Source organism: Clostridium beijerinckii (genome assembly GCF_018223745.1).
GTDB classification, from domain to species: domain Bacteria; phylum Bacillota; class Clostridia; order Clostridiales; family Clostridiaceae; genus Clostridium; species Clostridium beijerinckii.
In genome coordinates this window covers 3,287,448-3,305,000 of sequence record NZ_CP073653.1, presented here as the reverse complement: position 1 = coordinate 3,305,000, position 17,553 = coordinate 3,287,448, and the positions used below count along the sequence as shown (strand labels likewise).

General features: G+C 30.6%; 14 protein-coding genes, 3 tRNA genes and 2 rRNA genes (1 of these 19 cut by a window edge). 18 read left to right on the top strand and 1 reads right to left on the bottom strand.

All coding sequences use genetic code 11. The features are described from left to right. The 14 genes from KEC93_RS14825 to KEC93_RS14760 form a co-directional block, all read left to right on the top strand. Window positions 1-1,174, top strand: a 23S ribosomal RNA gene (locus KEC93_RS14825); it begins 1,735 nt to the left of the window's first position. Between the two features lie 73 nt (window positions 1,175-1,247). Continuing rightward, a 5S ribosomal RNA gene (rrf, locus tag KEC93_RS14820) occupies window positions 1,248-1,364 on the top strand. Between the two features lie 5 nt (window positions 1,365-1,369). Then, window positions 1,370-1,445, top strand: a tRNA-Phe gene (locus KEC93_RS14815). Window positions 1,446-1,451: 6 nt separating this feature from the next. Beyond that, window positions 1,452-1,528, top strand: a tRNA-Asp gene (locus KEC93_RS14810). A gap of 20 nt (window positions 1,529-1,548) precedes the next feature. Then, window positions 1,549-1,623: transfer RNA gene (locus tag KEC93_RS14805), tRNA-Glu, on the top strand. A 451-nt stretch (window positions 1,624-2,074) separates the two neighbouring features. Continuing rightward, complete coding sequence (locus KEC93_RS14800; RefSeq protein WP_077869057.1) at window positions 2,075-4,825, top strand: sigma 54-interacting transcriptional regulator; 2,751 nt, start codon at window positions 2,075-2,077, stop codon at window positions 4,823-4,825. 184 nt (window positions 4,826-5,009) lie between these two features. Beyond that, window positions 5,010-5,477 carry a PTS galactosamine transporter subunit IIB gene (agaB, locus tag KEC93_RS14795; RefSeq protein ID WP_200884603.1) on the top strand — a complete coding sequence of 156 codons (468 nt, stop codon included), beginning with the start codon at window positions 5,010-5,012 and terminating at the stop codon, window positions 5,475-5,477. A gap of 14 nt (window positions 5,478-5,491) precedes the next feature. Beyond that, on the top strand, window positions 5,492-6,292 hold the full coding sequence (gene agaC / locus KEC93_RS14790; protein ID WP_017212917.1) for a PTS galactosamine transporter subunit IIC: 801 nt from the start codon (window positions 5,492-5,494) through the stop codon (window positions 6,290-6,292). Next, the gene (gene agaD, locus KEC93_RS14785) at window positions 6,276-7,079 is read left to right on the top strand and encodes a PTS galactosamine transporter subunit IID (protein WP_077869058.1); all 804 of its coding nucleotides are present in this window, start codon (window positions 6,276-6,278) and stop codon (window positions 7,077-7,079) included. Before agaC ends, agaD begins: the two co-directional genes overlap by 17 nt. Next, entirely contained in the window at window positions 7,079-7,522 is a 444-nt protein-coding gene (locus tag KEC93_RS14780; protein ID WP_077869059.1) for a PTS sugar transporter subunit IIA, read from the top strand. The genes agaD and KEC93_RS14780 overlap by 1 nt, the downstream gene beginning before the upstream one ends. A 117-nt stretch (window positions 7,523-7,639) precedes the next feature. Beyond that, window positions 7,640-8,812: an SIS domain-containing protein gene (locus KEC93_RS14775; protein ID WP_077869060.1), complete on the top strand. Its 1,173-nt coding sequence runs from the start codon at window positions 7,640-7,642 to the stop codon at window positions 8,810-8,812. Between the two features lie 29 nt (window positions 8,813-8,841). Further along, the gene (locus KEC93_RS14770; protein WP_065418281.1) at window positions 8,842-9,243 is read left to right on the top strand and encodes a PTS sugar transporter subunit IIA; all 402 of its coding nucleotides are present in this window, start codon (window positions 8,842-8,844) and stop codon (window positions 9,241-9,243) included. A gap of 18 nt (window positions 9,244-9,261) precedes the next feature. Beyond that, complete coding sequence (locus tag KEC93_RS14765) at window positions 9,262-9,744, top strand: PTS sugar transporter subunit IIB (RefSeq protein ID WP_077869061.1); 483 nt, start codon at window positions 9,262-9,264, stop codon at window positions 9,742-9,744. Window positions 9,745-9,746: 2 nt separating this feature from the next. Further along, a complete protein-coding gene (locus KEC93_RS14760) occupies window positions 9,747-11,354 on the top strand; it encodes a mannose/fructose/sorbose PTS transporter subunit IID (RefSeq protein ID WP_051144768.1) in 1,608 nt (535 codons plus the stop codon). A 93-nt stretch (window positions 11,355-11,447) separates the two neighbouring features. Here KEC93_RS14760 and KEC93_RS14755 read toward each other — a convergent pair whose 3' ends face one another. Continuing rightward, window positions 11,448-12,221: a sensor domain-containing diguanylate cyclase gene (locus KEC93_RS14755; RefSeq protein WP_238893101.1), complete on the bottom strand. Its 774-nt coding sequence runs from the start codon at window positions 12,219-12,221 to the stop codon at window positions 11,448-11,450. 709 nt (window positions 12,222-12,930) lie between these two features. Here KEC93_RS14755 and KEC93_RS14750 point away from each other — a divergent pair. The 4 genes from KEC93_RS14750 (at window position 12,931) to KEC93_RS14740 (ending at window position 17,397) form a co-directional block, all read left to right on the top strand. Beyond that, entirely contained in the window at window positions 12,931-13,404 is a 474-nt protein-coding gene (locus KEC93_RS14750; protein WP_077869063.1) for a PaaI family thioesterase, read from the top strand. A 564-nt stretch (window positions 13,405-13,968) separates the two neighbouring features. Further along, a complete protein-coding gene (locus KEC93_RS26535) occupies window positions 13,969-14,910 on the top strand; it encodes a cache domain-containing protein (protein WP_241394822.1) in 942 nt (313 codons plus the stop codon). Window positions 14,911-15,061: 151 nt separating this feature from the next. Beyond that, a complete protein-coding gene (locus KEC93_RS26530) occupies window positions 15,062-15,853 on the top strand; it encodes a sensor histidine kinase (RefSeq protein ID WP_238893099.1) in 792 nt (263 codons plus the stop codon). An 11-nt stretch (window positions 15,854-15,864) separates the two neighbouring features. Then, window positions 15,865-17,397: a response regulator transcription factor gene (locus KEC93_RS14740; RefSeq protein WP_077869064.1), complete on the top strand. Its 1,533-nt coding sequence runs from the start codon at window positions 15,865-15,867 to the stop codon at window positions 17,395-17,397. The last annotated feature ends 156 nt before the right edge of the window (window positions 17,398-17,553 follow it).

Genomic DNA, 17,553 nt, shown 5'->3' with positions numbered 1-17,553 from the left:
AAGGGGTGCCTGAGAAATCAGGCCGCAGAGAATAGGCACAAGCAACTGTTTAACAAAAACACAGGTCTCTGCTAAAGCGAAAGCTGATGTATAGGGGCTGACGCCTGCCCGGTGCTGGAAGGTTAAGGGGAACACTTAGTGGTAACGCGAAGGTGTGAACTTAAGCCCCAGTAAACGGCGGCCGTAACTATAACGGTCCTAAGGTAGCGAAATTCCTTGTCAGGTAAGTTCTGACCCGCACGAATGGCGTAATGACTTGTGCACTGTCTCAACTGCAAATCCGGCGAAGTTGTAGTGCGAGTGAAGATGCTCGCTACCCGCGATTGGACGGAAAGACCCCGTAGAGCTTTACTGTAGCTTAGCATTGAATTTCGGTATTGTCTGTACAGGATAGGTGGGAGACTGGGAAACTAGGGCGTTAGCCTTGGTGGAGTCGTTGTTGGGATACCACCCTGATAGTATTGAAGTTCTAACTGGATGCCATGAAACTGGTGACAGGACATTGTTAGGTGGGCAGTTTGACTGGGGCGGTCGCCTCCTAAAATGTAACGGAGGCGCCCAAAGGTTCCCTCAGAACGGTCGGAAATCGTTCGAAGAGTGTAAAGGCAGAAGGGAGCCTGACTGCGACACCTACAAGTGGAGCAGGGACGAAAGTCGGGCTTAGTGATCCGGTGGTACCTCGTGGGAGGGCCATCGCTCAACGGATAAAAGCTACCTCGGGGATAACAGGCTGATCTCCCCCAAGAGTTCACATCGACGGGGAGGTTTGGCACCTCGATGTCGGCTCGTCGCATCCTGGGGCTGAAGTAGGTCCCAAGGGTTGGGCTGTTCGCCCATTAAAGCGGCACGCGAGCTGGGTTCAGAACGTCGTGAGACAGTTCGGTCCCTATCCGTCGCGGGCGTAGGAAATTTGAGAGGAGCTGTCCTTAGTACGAGAGGACCGGGATGGACTGACCTATGGTGTACCAGTTGTTTCGCCAGAAGCATGGCTGGGTAGCTAAGTCGGGAAGGGATAAACGCTGAAAGCATCTAAGTGTGAAGCCCACCTCAAGATGAGATTTCCCATAGCATAAGCTAGTAAGACCCCTTGAAGACTACAAGGTTGATAGGTCAGAGGTGTAAGTATGGTAACATATTTAGCTGACTGATACTAATAGGTCGAGGGCTTGACCAATATAGTCAAGTTGTAAATACATTAAAGAAACTGTGTGCAATTTTGAAAGAACAAAGTTTTTTCAAATTGAAGATCTCGTGATGATGGCATAGAGGTAACACTCCTTCCCATTTCGAACAGGAAAGTTAAGGTCTATAGCGCCGATGGTACTGCATGGGAGACTGTGTGGCAGAGTAGGACGTTGCGAGGTAAGATGGCTCGATAGCTCAGTCGGTAGAGCAGAGGACTGAAAATCCTCGTGTCACTGGTTCGATTCCAGTTCGAGCCACCATAATACGGCTCAGTAGCTCAGTTGGTTAGAGTGCCGGCCTGTCACGCCGGAGGTCGAGGGTTCGAGCCCCTTCTGAGTCGCCAATTTAAATAAAACTTAATATGGCTCCTTGGTCAAGCGGTTAAGACACCACCCTTTCACGGTGGTAACAGGGGTTCGATTCCCCTAGGAGTCACCAAGTTGAAAAATAAGTTCTAGTTTATCTAGAACTTATTTTTTTTCATATAACAAAATATTTGAAGATTAAAGCATTTGTTAGCCAACAAAGTGATTAACATGAATAATCGGATAAATTATTAAAATTTCTAGACTTTTGACCTTGCATAAATGATATATTCAATGTTAAAATCCAAGTTGATATATATTATAAAAGTTGATTTTAATAAAATTTTAAAAAATTACGTTAAATAATATTATATACTGCAAAAGTAATTCTTCATCATAATTCTAAAAATATTACAAGAATTTTAGCCGTAATTGTGAATTGCAACATATATATTAATTATACTTTATTATGTAATCCGAATTCTATATTTAGATACAATGTTAAACCAACTGATAGTGGTAGTGTATATAAATATAGGTGACAGTATATGTTAATATAAACGAAAGAGTTAGGAGGCAGGTCTATGACTAATAAGGAAAAGATTAGAATAAAGTTGAAAGAACTTTCTCTTAAAATAGATGGAAGCATGGAATACGGAATAAATGCTCTTACTATAGCAGATAAACTTGGGCTTCAAAGAAATTTAGTAAGCCATGTATTAAATGAGCTGACTAAAGAGGAAGAAGCAATAAAAATAAATAAGAGACCTGTCTACTTTATGAGTAAGGAAGTGTATGAAGAAGATAGTGATAGGTTTACACTGATTTCTGATTATATTAAAGAAATTAACTATTTAAATACTAATAATGATATAGATAATTTTAAGGAACTTATAGGGGCGAGCGGCAGCTTAAAGGATGTTGTTCAGCAGTGCAAATCAGCAGTCTCATATCCACCAAATGGATTACCATTTTTACTTATTGGAAGTTCAGGAGTTGGAAAAAGTTTTTTAGCACAAAAGGTATATGATTATGCGAGAAATTGCAGCTATATAAAAGAAGGTGCCCCTTTTGAAATATTTAATTGTGCAGAATATGCAAATAACCCAGAGTTATTTTCTGCGATACTTTTTGGATCAGCCAAAGGGGCTTATACAGGTGCTGATAGTGATAGAATAGGTCTCATTGAAAAAGCAAATGGGGGATATCTATTTCTAGATGAAATTCACAGACTACCCCCAGAAGGTCAAGAAAAATTATTCTTATTTTTAGATAAGGGGATATTTAGAAGGCTTGGTGAAACGGAGAAAAAAAGACACGCCAGCGTAAGGTTAATTTTTGCAACTACAGAGAATCCTGAGAATAAATTTCTTCAGACATTTTTAAGGCGTATACCACTAATATTAAAGATACCAAGCTTTAAAGAAAGACCCTTAAAAGAAAAGCTAGACCTTATAGATAATTTTTATAAGAGAGAAGCCTTAAATATAAATAGAGATATTATTGTTAACAGTCAGGTTATAAATATATTGATTAATAGTAATGCTCATGGTAATATTGGTAAAATTATAAATGCTATAAAACTCAGCTGTGCAAATTCCTTGAATAATACGCAGGAGAAAAGAACAAAAGTATTAAAAGTAAAAATTAATAATCTTCACAAGGATATAATAGAGCGGGATGAGGATATTAGTTTTAATAACTTAAATATAAATAATATGTTTATAAGCTGTTCGGAAAAAAATGATCGAGATTATTTAAATACTCATATAAATAAGGCATCAGGAATTACAGAAGAATTAAATGAAGCTATCAAGGAATTAGAAAAAGGCAAAATAACAGAGGAAGAGTTTTTTATTAATGGAACTAAAATATTTAATGACTTGATTGATCATATAGTTTTTAATGAGAAATATAGAAACTCAAAAAATGTTATATATAGGTCAATAGAAAAAACAGTTGAAAGTACTTTGCATTTTATGAATTTAAATTATGGAATCGATTATTTAACAAATAGTTCAGAAATTATGGCTAATCTTATAACATATTTTGTTGAATTTCAAAACGAAGGTTATATTAAAGAAGAGATTTCATTAATCGAACAATTGAGTAAAAAGTTCCATAAGGAGTATAAGCTGGTTTTAAAGATAATTGAAGATATTCATAATAACTTAGATTTAGAAATAAATAAAGAAGTAGAAATTTATTTACTAATATATATAAGATCATTGGATAAGTCTATTCAAAATAATGTTAATGCAATAATAATAGCTCATGGTCATTCAACTGCAAGCAGTATTGCAGGGGTAGCTAACAGGCTGTTTGGTAAATATATTTTTGAGCCATTTGATATGCCTATAGAAAGTTCACCTTTAGATATAAGTAATAAGATCTTAGAATATGTCAAAACAATAGATACTTCAAAGGGACTTTTAATACTTGTAGATATGGGTTCTCTTGAGACTATTTATATATTATTGGAAAAAGAAATATACGGAGATATAGCTATAGTAGATAATGTTTCTACTAAATTAGTTTTGGATATAGGAAGCAGAATTCTTAGCTTACAGCCATTAAAACAAATTGCAGAAGAATCATCTAAGAAAAATGTAAGTAAAGTAAATTATATAGAATCTACTAAGAAGAAAACAGATGTTATAATAACAACTTGTATAACAGGTATTGGAACAGCAAGCAAGATAAAAGATTTGTTAAACAGCTGTTTTAATGAGGATGAAGTAAAAGTTGTTGCTTATGATTATGAAAGTTTAAAAGAAAATGGAAAAGAAGATTTTGTATTTAAACAATATAATGTAAAACTCATAATTGGTACAAACGATCCAAAGATAGAGAATATTCCTTTTATATCTTTAGAAAATCTTATAATGAAAAAAGCAGATTCAGTATTATTTAATACATTAAAAGGAATTGTAGATAATAACATTATTGAAAAGATAAATAAAGAAGCTGTTAAGTTATTTACATTAGAAAATGTTTTAAATTATCTTACAATATTAAATCCGGATAAAATAGTAGATCAAGTAGAAGATGCTCTTACTAATTTAGAAAGAAGTCTAGGCTTTAAACTAGAGAATGATTTAAAGATAAGTTTATATATACACATAAGCTGTATGATAGAAAGATTAGTAATAAAAGATCCTATTATGAATTACAGAGATTGTGAAGATTTTGAACAGTGTCATGTACACTTTATAAAAATGACTAGAAAAGCTTTTAGTGTAATAGAAAATTTCTATAGAGTAGAGATTCCTATATCAGAAATAGGATTTATATATGATAGTATTAAAAATAAAGTTAAAAACTTTGATCTTTAATAAAGTTTTTAGAAATATAAAGAAAACAAGCAAATACAAGGCTTTAGATTGTTCTGGTGAAATTAAATAAGTAAAAGAATATATGGATTCCTATAAAAAAGCCCCATGTTAAGTAGTAATATGTACACTACTTGGCATGGGGCTTGCTTTATATATAAGCATAAAGATTAAGGAGGAATTAAATATGCCAAATATATTAATGACAAGAATTGATAACAGATTAGTTCATGGGCAAGTAGGTGTTACTTGGACGACATCCCTAGGAGCTAATTTACTAGTAGTTGTAGATGATACTGCAGCATCAGATACAGTACAACAACAATTAATGTCAATGACAGCAGAATCTTCAGGGGTTGGAATCAGATTTTTCACAATTCAAAAAACTATAGATGTTATACACAAAGCGTCTCCAAACCAAAAGATTTTTATAGTATGTAAAACACCAGAGGTAGTAAGAAAATTAGTTGATGGTGGAGTACCTATAAAAGAATTAAATGTTGGAAATATGCACTTTTCAGATGGAAAGAGAGCTATTACTAAAAAGGTTTATGTAGATGATAAAGATATAGAAGATCTAAAATATATTGAATCAAAGGGTGTAAAAGTATTTGCACAAGATACACCTGGAGATATTAAAACAAATATTGAATAAAGGGAGGAATTATAATGCATAGTATAACGTTATTACAAGGTATTCTTCTTGCAATTATGGCAATGATAGTTGGATTTGATTTCTGGTTAGAAGGATTATATATATTTAGACCAATAATAGTATGTACATTAACAGGAGCCATTTTAGGAGATATAACAACAGGACTTATCGCAGGAGGACTTACTGAATTAGCTTTCGCAGGACTTACTCCAGTAGGAGGAACACAGCCGCCTAACCCAATACTAGCAGGTATTATGACAACAGTTATTGCGTATACAACTGGAGCAGACGTTAAAGCAACAATTGGATTAGCACTACCATTTAGTTTCTTAATGCAATATGTAATTCTTTTTTACTATTCAGCATTTTCAGTATTCATGAATAAAGCTGATAAGTATGCAGAAGAAGGCGATACTGCAGCATTTACAAGATTGAATATAACAACAACTCTTATAGTTGGAATAACTTATGGTGTGATTGTATTCCTTTGTACATATGTTGCTCAAGAACCAATGAGAACTTTAGTTGAAAGTATGCCAGAATGGTTAAAACACGGATTTGAAATAGCAGGTGGAATTTTACCAGCAGTTGGATTTGGATTATTACTTAGAGTAATGCTTAAGATAGAATATGTTCCATTTCTTATTATAGGATTTTTAGTAGCTTCATTTGTACAATTTACAAATTTATTACCAGTAGCATTAATAGGAGCAGCTTTTGCTTTATATGGATATGTAAATGATAAAAATAAAGCTCAAGTTGTAAATGTAGTAAATTCAAATCAAGGGAGAGAAGATTATGAAGACGGAATCTAATAACAAATTAACCAAGAAAGATCTTAGAAAACTTGCCTTTAGATCAGTTTTGCTACAAGCAAGTTTCAACTATGAAAGAATGCAGGCAGCAGGATGGACTTGTGCGTTACTACCTTTCTTAAAGAAGATTCATAACAATGATAAAGAGAAAGTATCACAATCTATGAAGGATAATTTAGAATTTATAAATACTAATCCAACTTTGGTAGGATTTCTTATGGGATTAGTTTTATCGCTAGAAGAAAATAGTGAAGATAGAAGTCTTATAAAAGGGTTAAAGGTTGCTTTATTTGGACCGCTAGCAGGTATTGGAGATGCACTTCTTTGGTTTACTCTATTACCAATAGTCGCAGGAATCAGCGCATCATTTGCAAGTCAAGGCAGTATCGTGGGACCTATACTATTCTTTGGTGTTTATGTATGCGTATTCTTATCTCGTATAATATGGACAAGTGCAGGGTATAAGCTAGGAGTAAAAGCTATCGACATTTTAAAGGAAAATTCAAAATCTATTTCTAAAGCGGCAACAACTCTTGGAGTTACTGTAATTGGAGGATTAATAGCATCTTATGTGCATATCACTTTACTTCCAAGCATTCCAATAAGTGCAGATCATGCTATATCACTACAAACTGATTTTGTTGATAAAATATTACCTAATATACTACCTATGGGATATACATTACTTATGTTTTATTTCTTAAAGAAGAAAAATGTTAATCCAACTATCTTAATTTTAGTTACATTTGCATTAGCAATATTGCTATCATTATTGGGGGTATTATAATGAAGACTAATATAGTCATAGCTGGACATGGAAATTATGGCACAGGAGTTGAAAGTTCTATAAAGCTTTTAGCTGGACATAATGAAGGCGTTGAATTTATTGATTTTTTAGAAGAAGATACAGATGTAACTTTGAAGGACAAGATAATTAATGCCTTAGTTAATAATAAAGCAGATAAAAATCTATTTGTCTGTGACATTTTAGGAGGGACACCTTTTAAAGTATGTGTTGAACTTTCTTATGAAAAAGAAAATATGGAAGTTGTAGCTGGATGCAATATAGGTGCAATACTAGAAGCAATTTTACTTAAAGATTCTATGGGAATTGCTGAATTAGCAGATAGTGTTGTAAATGCTACTAAGGATACAGCAGTAAGATTTATAAAAGTTAATACAACAAATTCAACATATAATGATAACTCGTCTATGGATGATGGGATATAAACTAATAAAGAAGAATTAAGAACTTTAGAATGATGACTGTTACAAAATCTAGTGAAATAGATTGTGTAGCAGTCCCATTTTATAGAGATGAGGATTAGTATTAAGGAGTGATTATTAATGAGAATTTTAGGAATACAGGAAGATGAATTAAAGAGAATTGATGGATATCATACAGCTTTAGAAATGGAAAGACAGTTAGAATTATGGGAAGAGGGAATAGAAACAATAAAAAGGAATACAGACAAAATAAGAGCTTTTCTAAATAAGATAGAAGAAGTAGAAGGACTTAAAATATACCTAGTTGGAGCTGGAAGCTCTGCAAAAGCAGCTGCAATAACAGAAAATTATTTAAGAAGAATTACTAAAAAGGAAGTTATATCAATAGCTTCAACAACTCTCATAGAAAATGAAGATAGTTATATTTTGGATAATTCACCAGTGCTTTTAGTATCATTAGGAGGATCAGGAAATACAATTGAGGGTTTAGAAGCAGTTGAAATTTTCAAGAAAAAAGGAATTGAATTATATCAACTTCTTATAATTTGTAATGGAAAAGGGGAAATTATAAGTAAATATGGAGAAGATAAAAATAGTTTATATATTCCTATTCCTCCAAGGACTAAGGATAAGAGTATTGCAGCAACGGGGGAATTCACACTTCTTATAGAGTACCTTCTTTTGATTTTTGACATTAATAATTATGATTATTATGAAGATATGTTTAAAAATATTATTGAAGATGCTGGCAGGTTTTTAAAAGAAGATATTTATAAAGCTCATGCTATAAGTAATAAAATATATGATACAGTAGCAGCACTTGGAACTGGAGCTTTAAATCCATTAGCATCGGAAATGTGTTTAAAGATAAGTGAATTATCAACGGGGCTTCAACGTACAGAATTCCACTCAATGTTAGAATTTAGACATGGTCCAAAGCTTACAATGAATTCAAAGTGTTTAATATCATTTTTCTTTAGCAATGATTCTCACAGTATAAAATACGAGTTAGATGTTTTAAAGGAATGTTATAGTGATAAAATAAATAGTACTATAGCTGCTATTTCTATGGATTATGATGAAGAAATAGATAAACACTGTGATTATTATTTCTACTTCAACAAAAATAATTTTAAGCATAAAGATGATAGTCATATAGTATTTCAGTATTCACTATATCTTCAAAGTTTTGCAATACTTAATGCTATTAGAAGAGGTTCCAAGACAGATTTAATTTGTGAGTCAGGAATAGTTAACAAAGTAGCACAAGGTGTGGTAATATATAAAAGATAATTAATAAACATATCTTGAGGTGTATTAAAATGGTTGGTATAATAGCAATTTCACATGGAAGCTATGCAAAAGCACTAATAAATTCAGTTGAGATGATATATGGTAAGCAGGAAAAAATAAGAACTATCTGTCTTGAAGTAGATAAAAGTATAGAAAGTCTTAAAGATAAGATAGATAGGACTATTGAAGAGCTAAATGTGGATGAAGTTTTAATACTTGTAGACATCTTAGGCGGGACACCATATAATGCGGCGTGCTTATTTATGGACAGAAAAAACGTAAATATAATTACAGGTATGAATATGCCAATGATTTTAGAAATAATACCATATATGGTTCAGGATTTAGAGAAAATATCTTCTTTAGCTGAACATTTTGGTCAAAACGGTGTAATTAATATAAGGCAGCGTTACAATGATATACAAAAGTAAAGCGAAAGGAGCGGTATAGTGCTAAAAATAGTTAGATTAGATGATAGGCTGGTACATGGTCAATTAATAAATAATTGGTGCACTTATGAAGATGTGACGGAAATAATAGTTGTTAATAAAGAAGTTGCAGAAAATGATATAAGAAAAACTTTTATAGAATTATCCGTTCCTGAAGATATAAAAATAATATTTTGTGATACTTTAAAGGCTTTAGAACTATATGAAGAGGAATGTGAATATGAAGATGTAATAATGATCTTTGGAAATCCTTTTGAAGTTCTTAAGTTTATAGAAGGTGGAGGTAAGATAAAAAGTCTAAACTTAGGCGGAATGTCATTTAAGAAAGATAAAGAAAAAATAAATACTAATCTTTATTTAGATGATAAGGAGATAGAGGCATTGAAGAAAATTTCAGATTCTGGGGTGGAAATAGAGATAAGAATTCTACCAACAGATAAGAAGACAGATTTTTTAAATACTCTAAAAGCAAGGAGAAGGTAATAATGTCATTAACACAAGCCTTACTTATATTTTTATTTGCTTCAATATGTGGTATTGGATCTGCTTCAGAGGAATTTCAAACTCACAGACCCTTAGTTACAGCTACACTTATTGGAATCGCTTTAGGAGATATAAAGACAGGAGTTATAATTGGAGCCCAGGTAGAATTAATTGCTCTTGGGTGGATGACTATTGGGGTTGCAACTCCACCAGATTCAACTTTATCTTCCATAGTGGCAGTCATACTTTGTGTGCTTGGAAAACAAAGTATAGGAGTAGCAATAGGGATTGCAATTCCATTAGCTGTTGTAGGACAAATGCTTTTTATACTGCAAAAAGGAACTATAGATGTTGGTATAATGCATTGGGCAGAAAAGGGTGTAGATAAGGGTGAGCTTTGGAAGGTGACAGCAGCACATTTTATAACAGCCATTCCAAGTGCTTTAAGGATGGCTATTCCAGCAATGTTAGTTGCATTATTTGCTGATGCAAATATATTGAATAGTATTTTAAATTATGTTCCAGAGGCAATAACTAAAGGACTTCAGGTGTCTAGTGGCTTTTTAGTTGTAGTTGGATATGCAATGATTCTTAGAATTTTAAATGTAAAAGAAATGATTGCATTTTTCTTAATGGGATTTTTAGTAATGACATTTTCTCAGATGACCTTAGTTGGATTAACTTTTATGGGAATTAGCTTAGCACTAATATATTTACAAATTTCAAATATGATTGAAAAAGCAAGTAATAAGACTAGAACAAAGAGAGAGCAATTTATTGAAAATGAAGAAAACATCATAAAAGTTAAAGTTACTAAAAAGGATTTAATGAGAGTTTTTTGGAGAAGTCAATTTTATCAAATATCTTGGAACTATGAACGGCTTCAAAATCTTTGTTATTGTTATTGCATGATGCCTATTCTAAAAAAACTATATAGAACCAAGGAGGAGTTACAAAAAGCTGTAAAGGTTCACTTAGAGTACTTTAATTGCCAGCCATTTATTTCAAATGTAATACTTGGAGCTAATATTGCAGTTGAAGAAAGTATGCAGGAAAAAGTAGATCAATCAGGAATAGTTCAGATTAAAATAGCACTAGCCGGGCCGCTTGCAGGTATAGGAGATCCAATTATATGGGGAATTATAAGACCTGTAATAGCAGCGGTATGTGCCGGAATATCACTTAGTGGAAATGTCGCAGGGCCAATCTTATTTTTTATAATGATTAATATTGTGAGATTAATAATACGATATAATGGACTTATGATAGCTTATAGAGAAGGAACGAGTATAATTAATAAACTTAAAGGTGCGGTGCCAAAGTATAGAAGTGCCTTAGTAGTACTTACTTATACTGTAATAGGAGGATTAGTTGCAAAGTGGACTATAATAAAAGTACCATTCGTCCTTTATACTTTAACGCAAGGAAGTTCATTAACATCCTATACAATTCAGGAGCAGTTAGATAACATAATGCCTAATATACTACCATTGATGCTGACTTTTCTGATTTATTGGTTACTCCAGAAAAAAGTATCTCCTCTTATATGTATGGTTGGTTTAATGATATTTGGAGTTATAGGATACTCAATAGGTATTTTAGGTATATAGGGTTTGATAAAAGTATGTTTATTCTTTGTTTCAAACTAAAAATTAAGAAATCCTCGATAGTAATTTCGAGGATTTCTTAATTTTAGATTTAATTCAACATTCAATTTCAAGATTTTTGTTGTATATGGTAAATTGATTTTTTCCATTTTCTTTAGAACTGTATAATGCTATATCTGATTTATGAATTAAAGATTCTAAAGTATCTCCATGTTTAGGGTAAAAGGCAACACCGATGCTCGCAGATACAGTTATTTCAGTATTATTGCCAATATATGTAGCATTAAGATTATTGCATAAAATACTAATTTTATCTTTTATAAATGAAATAGAATGACTTGGTTTAAATACACAAAATTCATCTCCGCCAAACCGTGAAATAATAACATCTGTACCGTTAAAGACGTCACAAATTTTATTTGCGGTATCCTTTAGCACTTCATCACCAACCATATGTCCTAAATTATCATTTATAGATTTAAAATTATCTAAATCTATAAAAATCAGCATACAGTTATCATTTTTGTTATCTATAATATAATTTTTAACTTTTTCATAGAATGTAGATTTATTATATATTTGTGTGAGCTGATCATATTCAGATCTTAGCTTTAGCAGAGAATGTTCTTTTACGATATGATCGATATCAGTAATTTTGCCTATCACTCTGACAATCTTATTCTCTCTTTGTATATAGTTTAGTTTTAGCTCACACCAAAGATAGTCCCCATTACTCTTCATTAGTCGGATTTCTTTTATAATTGACTGTTTGTTTAAAGCTTTCATGTCATCGGTGATTTTATTAATTAATATCTTATCATCAGGATGTATTTTCAATTCATTTAAAAAACCTTTATTATAATCTTGAATATTTAATGTCCATCCAAAGGTTTCTTCAAACTTAGAGGAACTTAAGATTTTTTTCTCAGTTATGTCAAAATCAAATATAATATCATTTAATTGTTCAACAACTATAAAATATCTTTCGCGTTCTAAATCTAAGTCTTTTAAATATTTTGACTGTTCCCTTGCTTTTATGACAAGGCAGTAAAAAGCATCTAATAATGATATACAAATAATACCTAAAATAATGAATATGAAAGTTTTGTAATTATTATAAATATAGCTAGTAAAATTTATGAAAGTGTATAAAGGGGCGTCTTCGCTTATACTGTTTTTTACTGCAGCAAAAGCCGTAGTATTGAAAGTAAAATTAATTATGGCTATAAAATTATATATAAAAAGTAGTTTGTTTTTTCTATATTCAAATCATTCACCTCTTGATTATTAATTGAATATTGTTATCAATTAGTCTACTAATTCATTTTATATAATATTTTTATAAAAATCAATAAAAATCCAAATTATATTCAACTTGGATTTTTGTGTAAGCTAAATAATATAAACTACATTGTATCTTAATACGAGGAATTAGCTGTAAAGTTAGGAGATATTTAATTTGTTTGCTATAATAATTCTATATCTAATACAAGATTGAGTGAAAATAATATATATTTGCGTAAAAGAAAGGTAAAACTAATAATCGATTTAAAGGTTATTAAGAAAGATATTTTAAGTAATGCGTGGAAGTGAAGGAGGAGTTATTATGTCGAAAGAACATCTTGTTTGGTTAAAAAGTTATTTAGAGGAAAATTATAATAAATCTATACTTGAAAATTTTCTTGATCCTCAAATTGTTGAAGTCATAGAGGGAAAAGTTATATACGAAATGAAAATTATAGATAGGCATTGTAATATATATGGATACATACACGGAGGAACCTTGGCTTCAATTGCAGATGTTGTAATGGGAGTTTCTTGCACAACTCTAGGAAAGCGTATAGTAACTACGGATTTAAGTATTAGCTATATAAAAAACGTAAATGCAGGAAGCACAATTACGGCAGTGGGTAAGGTTGTCAGCGATGGTGAAAATATAATGAGATGTACATGCAAAATATTTGATGAGCATGAGAAGATCCTTGTGCAGGCTCAGGCTTCATATTTTGTTATTGGAAGTTTTGATGAGGTAACCCCACCAAAAGTTAAATGATTATCTTTAATAAGCTAAATAAGAATGCTAGTTACGAAATTTTTGTTAAGTAACTAGCAGTTTTGCTTTTGTTCTTTTTTAAATACCACCTTTTCTACAGCAGTATTTGTATCTGATAAATTAGGGGAAGCATTAATGAATTAAGCTTTCCATAACTTATATATAGCTAAAAAAATAAATTTGAAAGAAGTAAGAAAGTTAAACTGATTCCAATAAACCTTTTTTACAATTAAAAAAGGAAAAAAATTAAGAATATAAGAAGTTACAGTGTTACTTTCTTATATTTTTAACTTTTTATGAGAAGAATTTTAAGTTGTACGGTTGATTGATAGTAAAATAATGGAATATAATGTAAGTATTAAGTTAAAATAATGAGACACAATTAAATAAATAAGAAGACCATTTGTAAGCCTATGTTCCATCATGCTACATTTACAAATTCTCCCAATAGATGGGTACCATGAGGGTAATATATCGCCTCGCCTTGTCTAAGGAAAAGAATTCAAAGAAACTTTGGACTTGCTATTTATTTTCATGTGTCTAAAGAGTGGTGAATTATAAATAATGAAATTTTTTAACAATGCTACGAATACAATTAGATATTTTTTGAATTGGAAACGTTATAGTATAAAAGCAAAATTGTTAAGCATATTTATAATTATTTCAATTATACCAATGGTTCTTAGTCAAGTTTTTTTATATAAGCTGTCACAACATTATCTCGAAAAGAAGATTACAAATCTTACGGATAGGAATTTATTTTACATAAAAACTAACATAGAAACTGATATGAATTATTATAAGGATATTTTATACAGGATTGCAGCAGATAATGATTGCTTGGAATTAGAGAAAAAGTTTAACGACGGAAATGAGTTTGAAAAGGCAGCTTCTATTAATAAAATCAGAGATGCCTTTGGGTCTTATTCTTATTCAAGAAATCAAATTAGAGCTATAACCTTTGTTGGGAATAATGGAAGAAATGTATATTATGATAAAGGTAATCAGGGAATTAACAATAGAATATGGGAAGAATATAGTAATTCTGACAAAAGTAAAATTTATTCTGAAATCTTAAATAGTAATACTCCTGTAATATTACCTACAACTTGTAATAGCTTTATTCATGGAAAATCTGAGTATATGTTTCACATAGGACTAAAAGTTAGAGATATCAGAACTAAAAGTGAAATCGGCATAATTATTATGAGTTTTGATGAACAAATTCTATTTGATGTTTGCAATGTTGAGATGGATAAGGAAGATTTTGAGGAAGACAAGCTTAATATGTGCTCTGTAATAGTTGATAATGATGGGAGAGTTATATCATTTCAAGATAAGAAGTATATTGGGACATATGTAAAAGATTATTCTAGCAGTGAGATTAATGATATGGATAATATGGAAACACTAAATCAATTAATATATTCAATACCGAGTTTTAAGAATAGAAATATATCTGTTAGCAGTATTCCTATAGATAGGTGTTGGCTGGAAAGTAATTAATGTTGTTGATAAAGATAATTTATTTTATGAAGTTAAGTTATTAAGAAATTTAACTTTTGTATTTTTAGGATTGATACTTATAATCTTAACAATAGTTATTATAATATTCTCAAATAAATTATATGAGTCAGTTAAAATTATTGTCAGTGGAATGAAGGAAGCTAAGAAAGGAAATTTCAATGTAAAAATAAAGCTAAGCACAGAAGATGAAATGTCATTTATAGGAGACGAATTTAATGAAATGTTGTCTACAATAAATATCTTGATAAGGGACATAAAAGATCAAAGTAATTTTATTGTTGAATTATCAAATAAAAGACGAGAAGCTGAGATAAAGGCAATTGTTGCTCAAATTAATCCTCACTTTTTGTATAATACTTTAGATTGTATAAACTGGATGGCAATTAAAAATGAGAATTATGAAGTTAGTGATACTATTGGAAATTTTGCGCAAATACTAAGATATAGCATAGGCGATATTAATAAGGAAGTTACTATTTATGATGAAGTTGAATGGTTGAAGAAATATGTATGTTTGCAGCAGCTTAGATTTAATAATAGCTTCGTATTGGATTTAGATGTAGATGAAAATGTCTTAGGGGCTAGAATTCATAAATTAATATTACAACCCTTAATTGAAAATTCAATTATCCATGGATTTAAAGGATATGATAGTGAAAGAATATTGAAAGTTAGCATAAATAGATTTGAAAATAATTATGCAAAAATCGTAGTAAAAGATAATGGGTTGGGTATAGAAGATAGAGATCTTCAAGAAATAATAAGTAATATGAAATCAGGAAAAGATGAAGATGAAAATATAGGTATAAAAAATGTATATGACAGGATAAAGATTTATTATGGTGAAGATGCTAAGTTTAGTATTGAAAGTGCTAAAGGACAAGGAACTACAATAACTTTGATTATTTCATTGATATTTTAAGGGGGATATTCATGAAAATTTTAATTGTAGAAGATGAAATTAATGCCAGAGAAGGACTGGGGAACTTATTAGGAAAGATTAATAAAAATTACATCGTTTGTGGAAAAGCATCTGATGGAGAGCAAGGGTTACTTTTGGCTAAAGAGTATAAGCCAGATCTTATTTTTACTGATATTGAAATGCCGAAAATAAATGGATTAGATATGCTCCAAAAAATTAAAGATTGTGGTCAAAATCCATATATTATTATACTTAGTGGATATTCAGATTTTAAGTATGCACAAAAAGGTATAAAACTTGGAGTGAATGAATACTTATTGAAACCTATAACTTATACTGCTTTAAAAAATACCATGGAGGATATTGAAAAAAAGCTTAATTTAAGTAAGGAAAAAGATGCACTTTTAGAAGAAGGTATACTTAAGGAAGAAATATTAGGACAAGTACTACTAAATAAAGGACAAAATTTAGAGCATTTTTACAAAATAATTGAAAGTAAAGTAAAGCAAAATGAAAATATATATGTTGTTAATTTGCATCTTAGAGATAAATACGAAAATAAGGTTGAACTTATAATAAAAGAGATTTATGAAGCTATGAAGAATTACAATATCGTAAATTTCTATTACTCTATCTTAAAAGAGTACAGTTATTTACCTATTTTGGTAATTACTAAAACACCTTACTTGGAATTTATAAAAATGCTAAAGCATAAGATATTATTTTCACTTAGGCAGAAGGGATTCTTAAATACTACTATTAGTATTATTAATCTAGATGAACTATCTGAAATTAAAAGTTCATTTAAAAGGCTACAAGGATTGTCTCGATGGCCTATTTCATTTGGAAATAATGAAGTGATCTATGAAGAACTAATATCTAAATTAAAAATAAATCGTTGTAATTATCCAAGAGAGATTGAAAAGGAAGTGGTAAGGGCCATAAAAAACAATGATCAGAAAAAGTTAGCTGATATTAATAAAAGATTTATATCATATTTGAAAGAAAACATCTACGACCCATGCGAGATAATAGATGTTAGCAGCAAGTATATTTTTTCAATTTTAACTGCGTCTAAAAGCTATAATAGCAATCTTTACACTGAGTTTAATAATGAAGGCGTTTTAGATTCAATTAAGAATAGTTTTACATTTGATGAGTTAAAAGAACGGCTAAATTATGTAATCCGTAAGATGTGTGAAAGAAATGATGAGGGAACTAAAGTAAATTCATTGATTGTAAGAAAAGCTATAAATTATATAAAAGAGTATTATAGCGATAAAATTTCTCTTGAGGAAATAGCAAGTGGAATGAATATAACTCCAGAATATTTAAGTAGGTTATTTACAAAGGAACTTGGAAAAAGTTTTTCAGATTATTTAAAAGAGTTTAGAATTCATAAAGCAAAGGAATTATTAGGAAGTAATAAACTAAAAATTTATGAAATTGCGGAGAAGGTAGGCTATAGTGATTCTAAATACTTTTGCAAAGTTTTTAAAGAATCAACAGGTATGTCTCCAAAAGAATATATGAAATTTTATTAAGAGATGATAAAGAAAGAATAGGTCAGTATGCTTGCTATTTTATTTAATAAGCTTAAATACTTGGAAAAACTTTTAATCTAAGAATCAGAGCCATCAAATTCCTAATGAAACATTTCACAAAAGCATAATTCTTATTTCTAGTTGGGATATATTTCA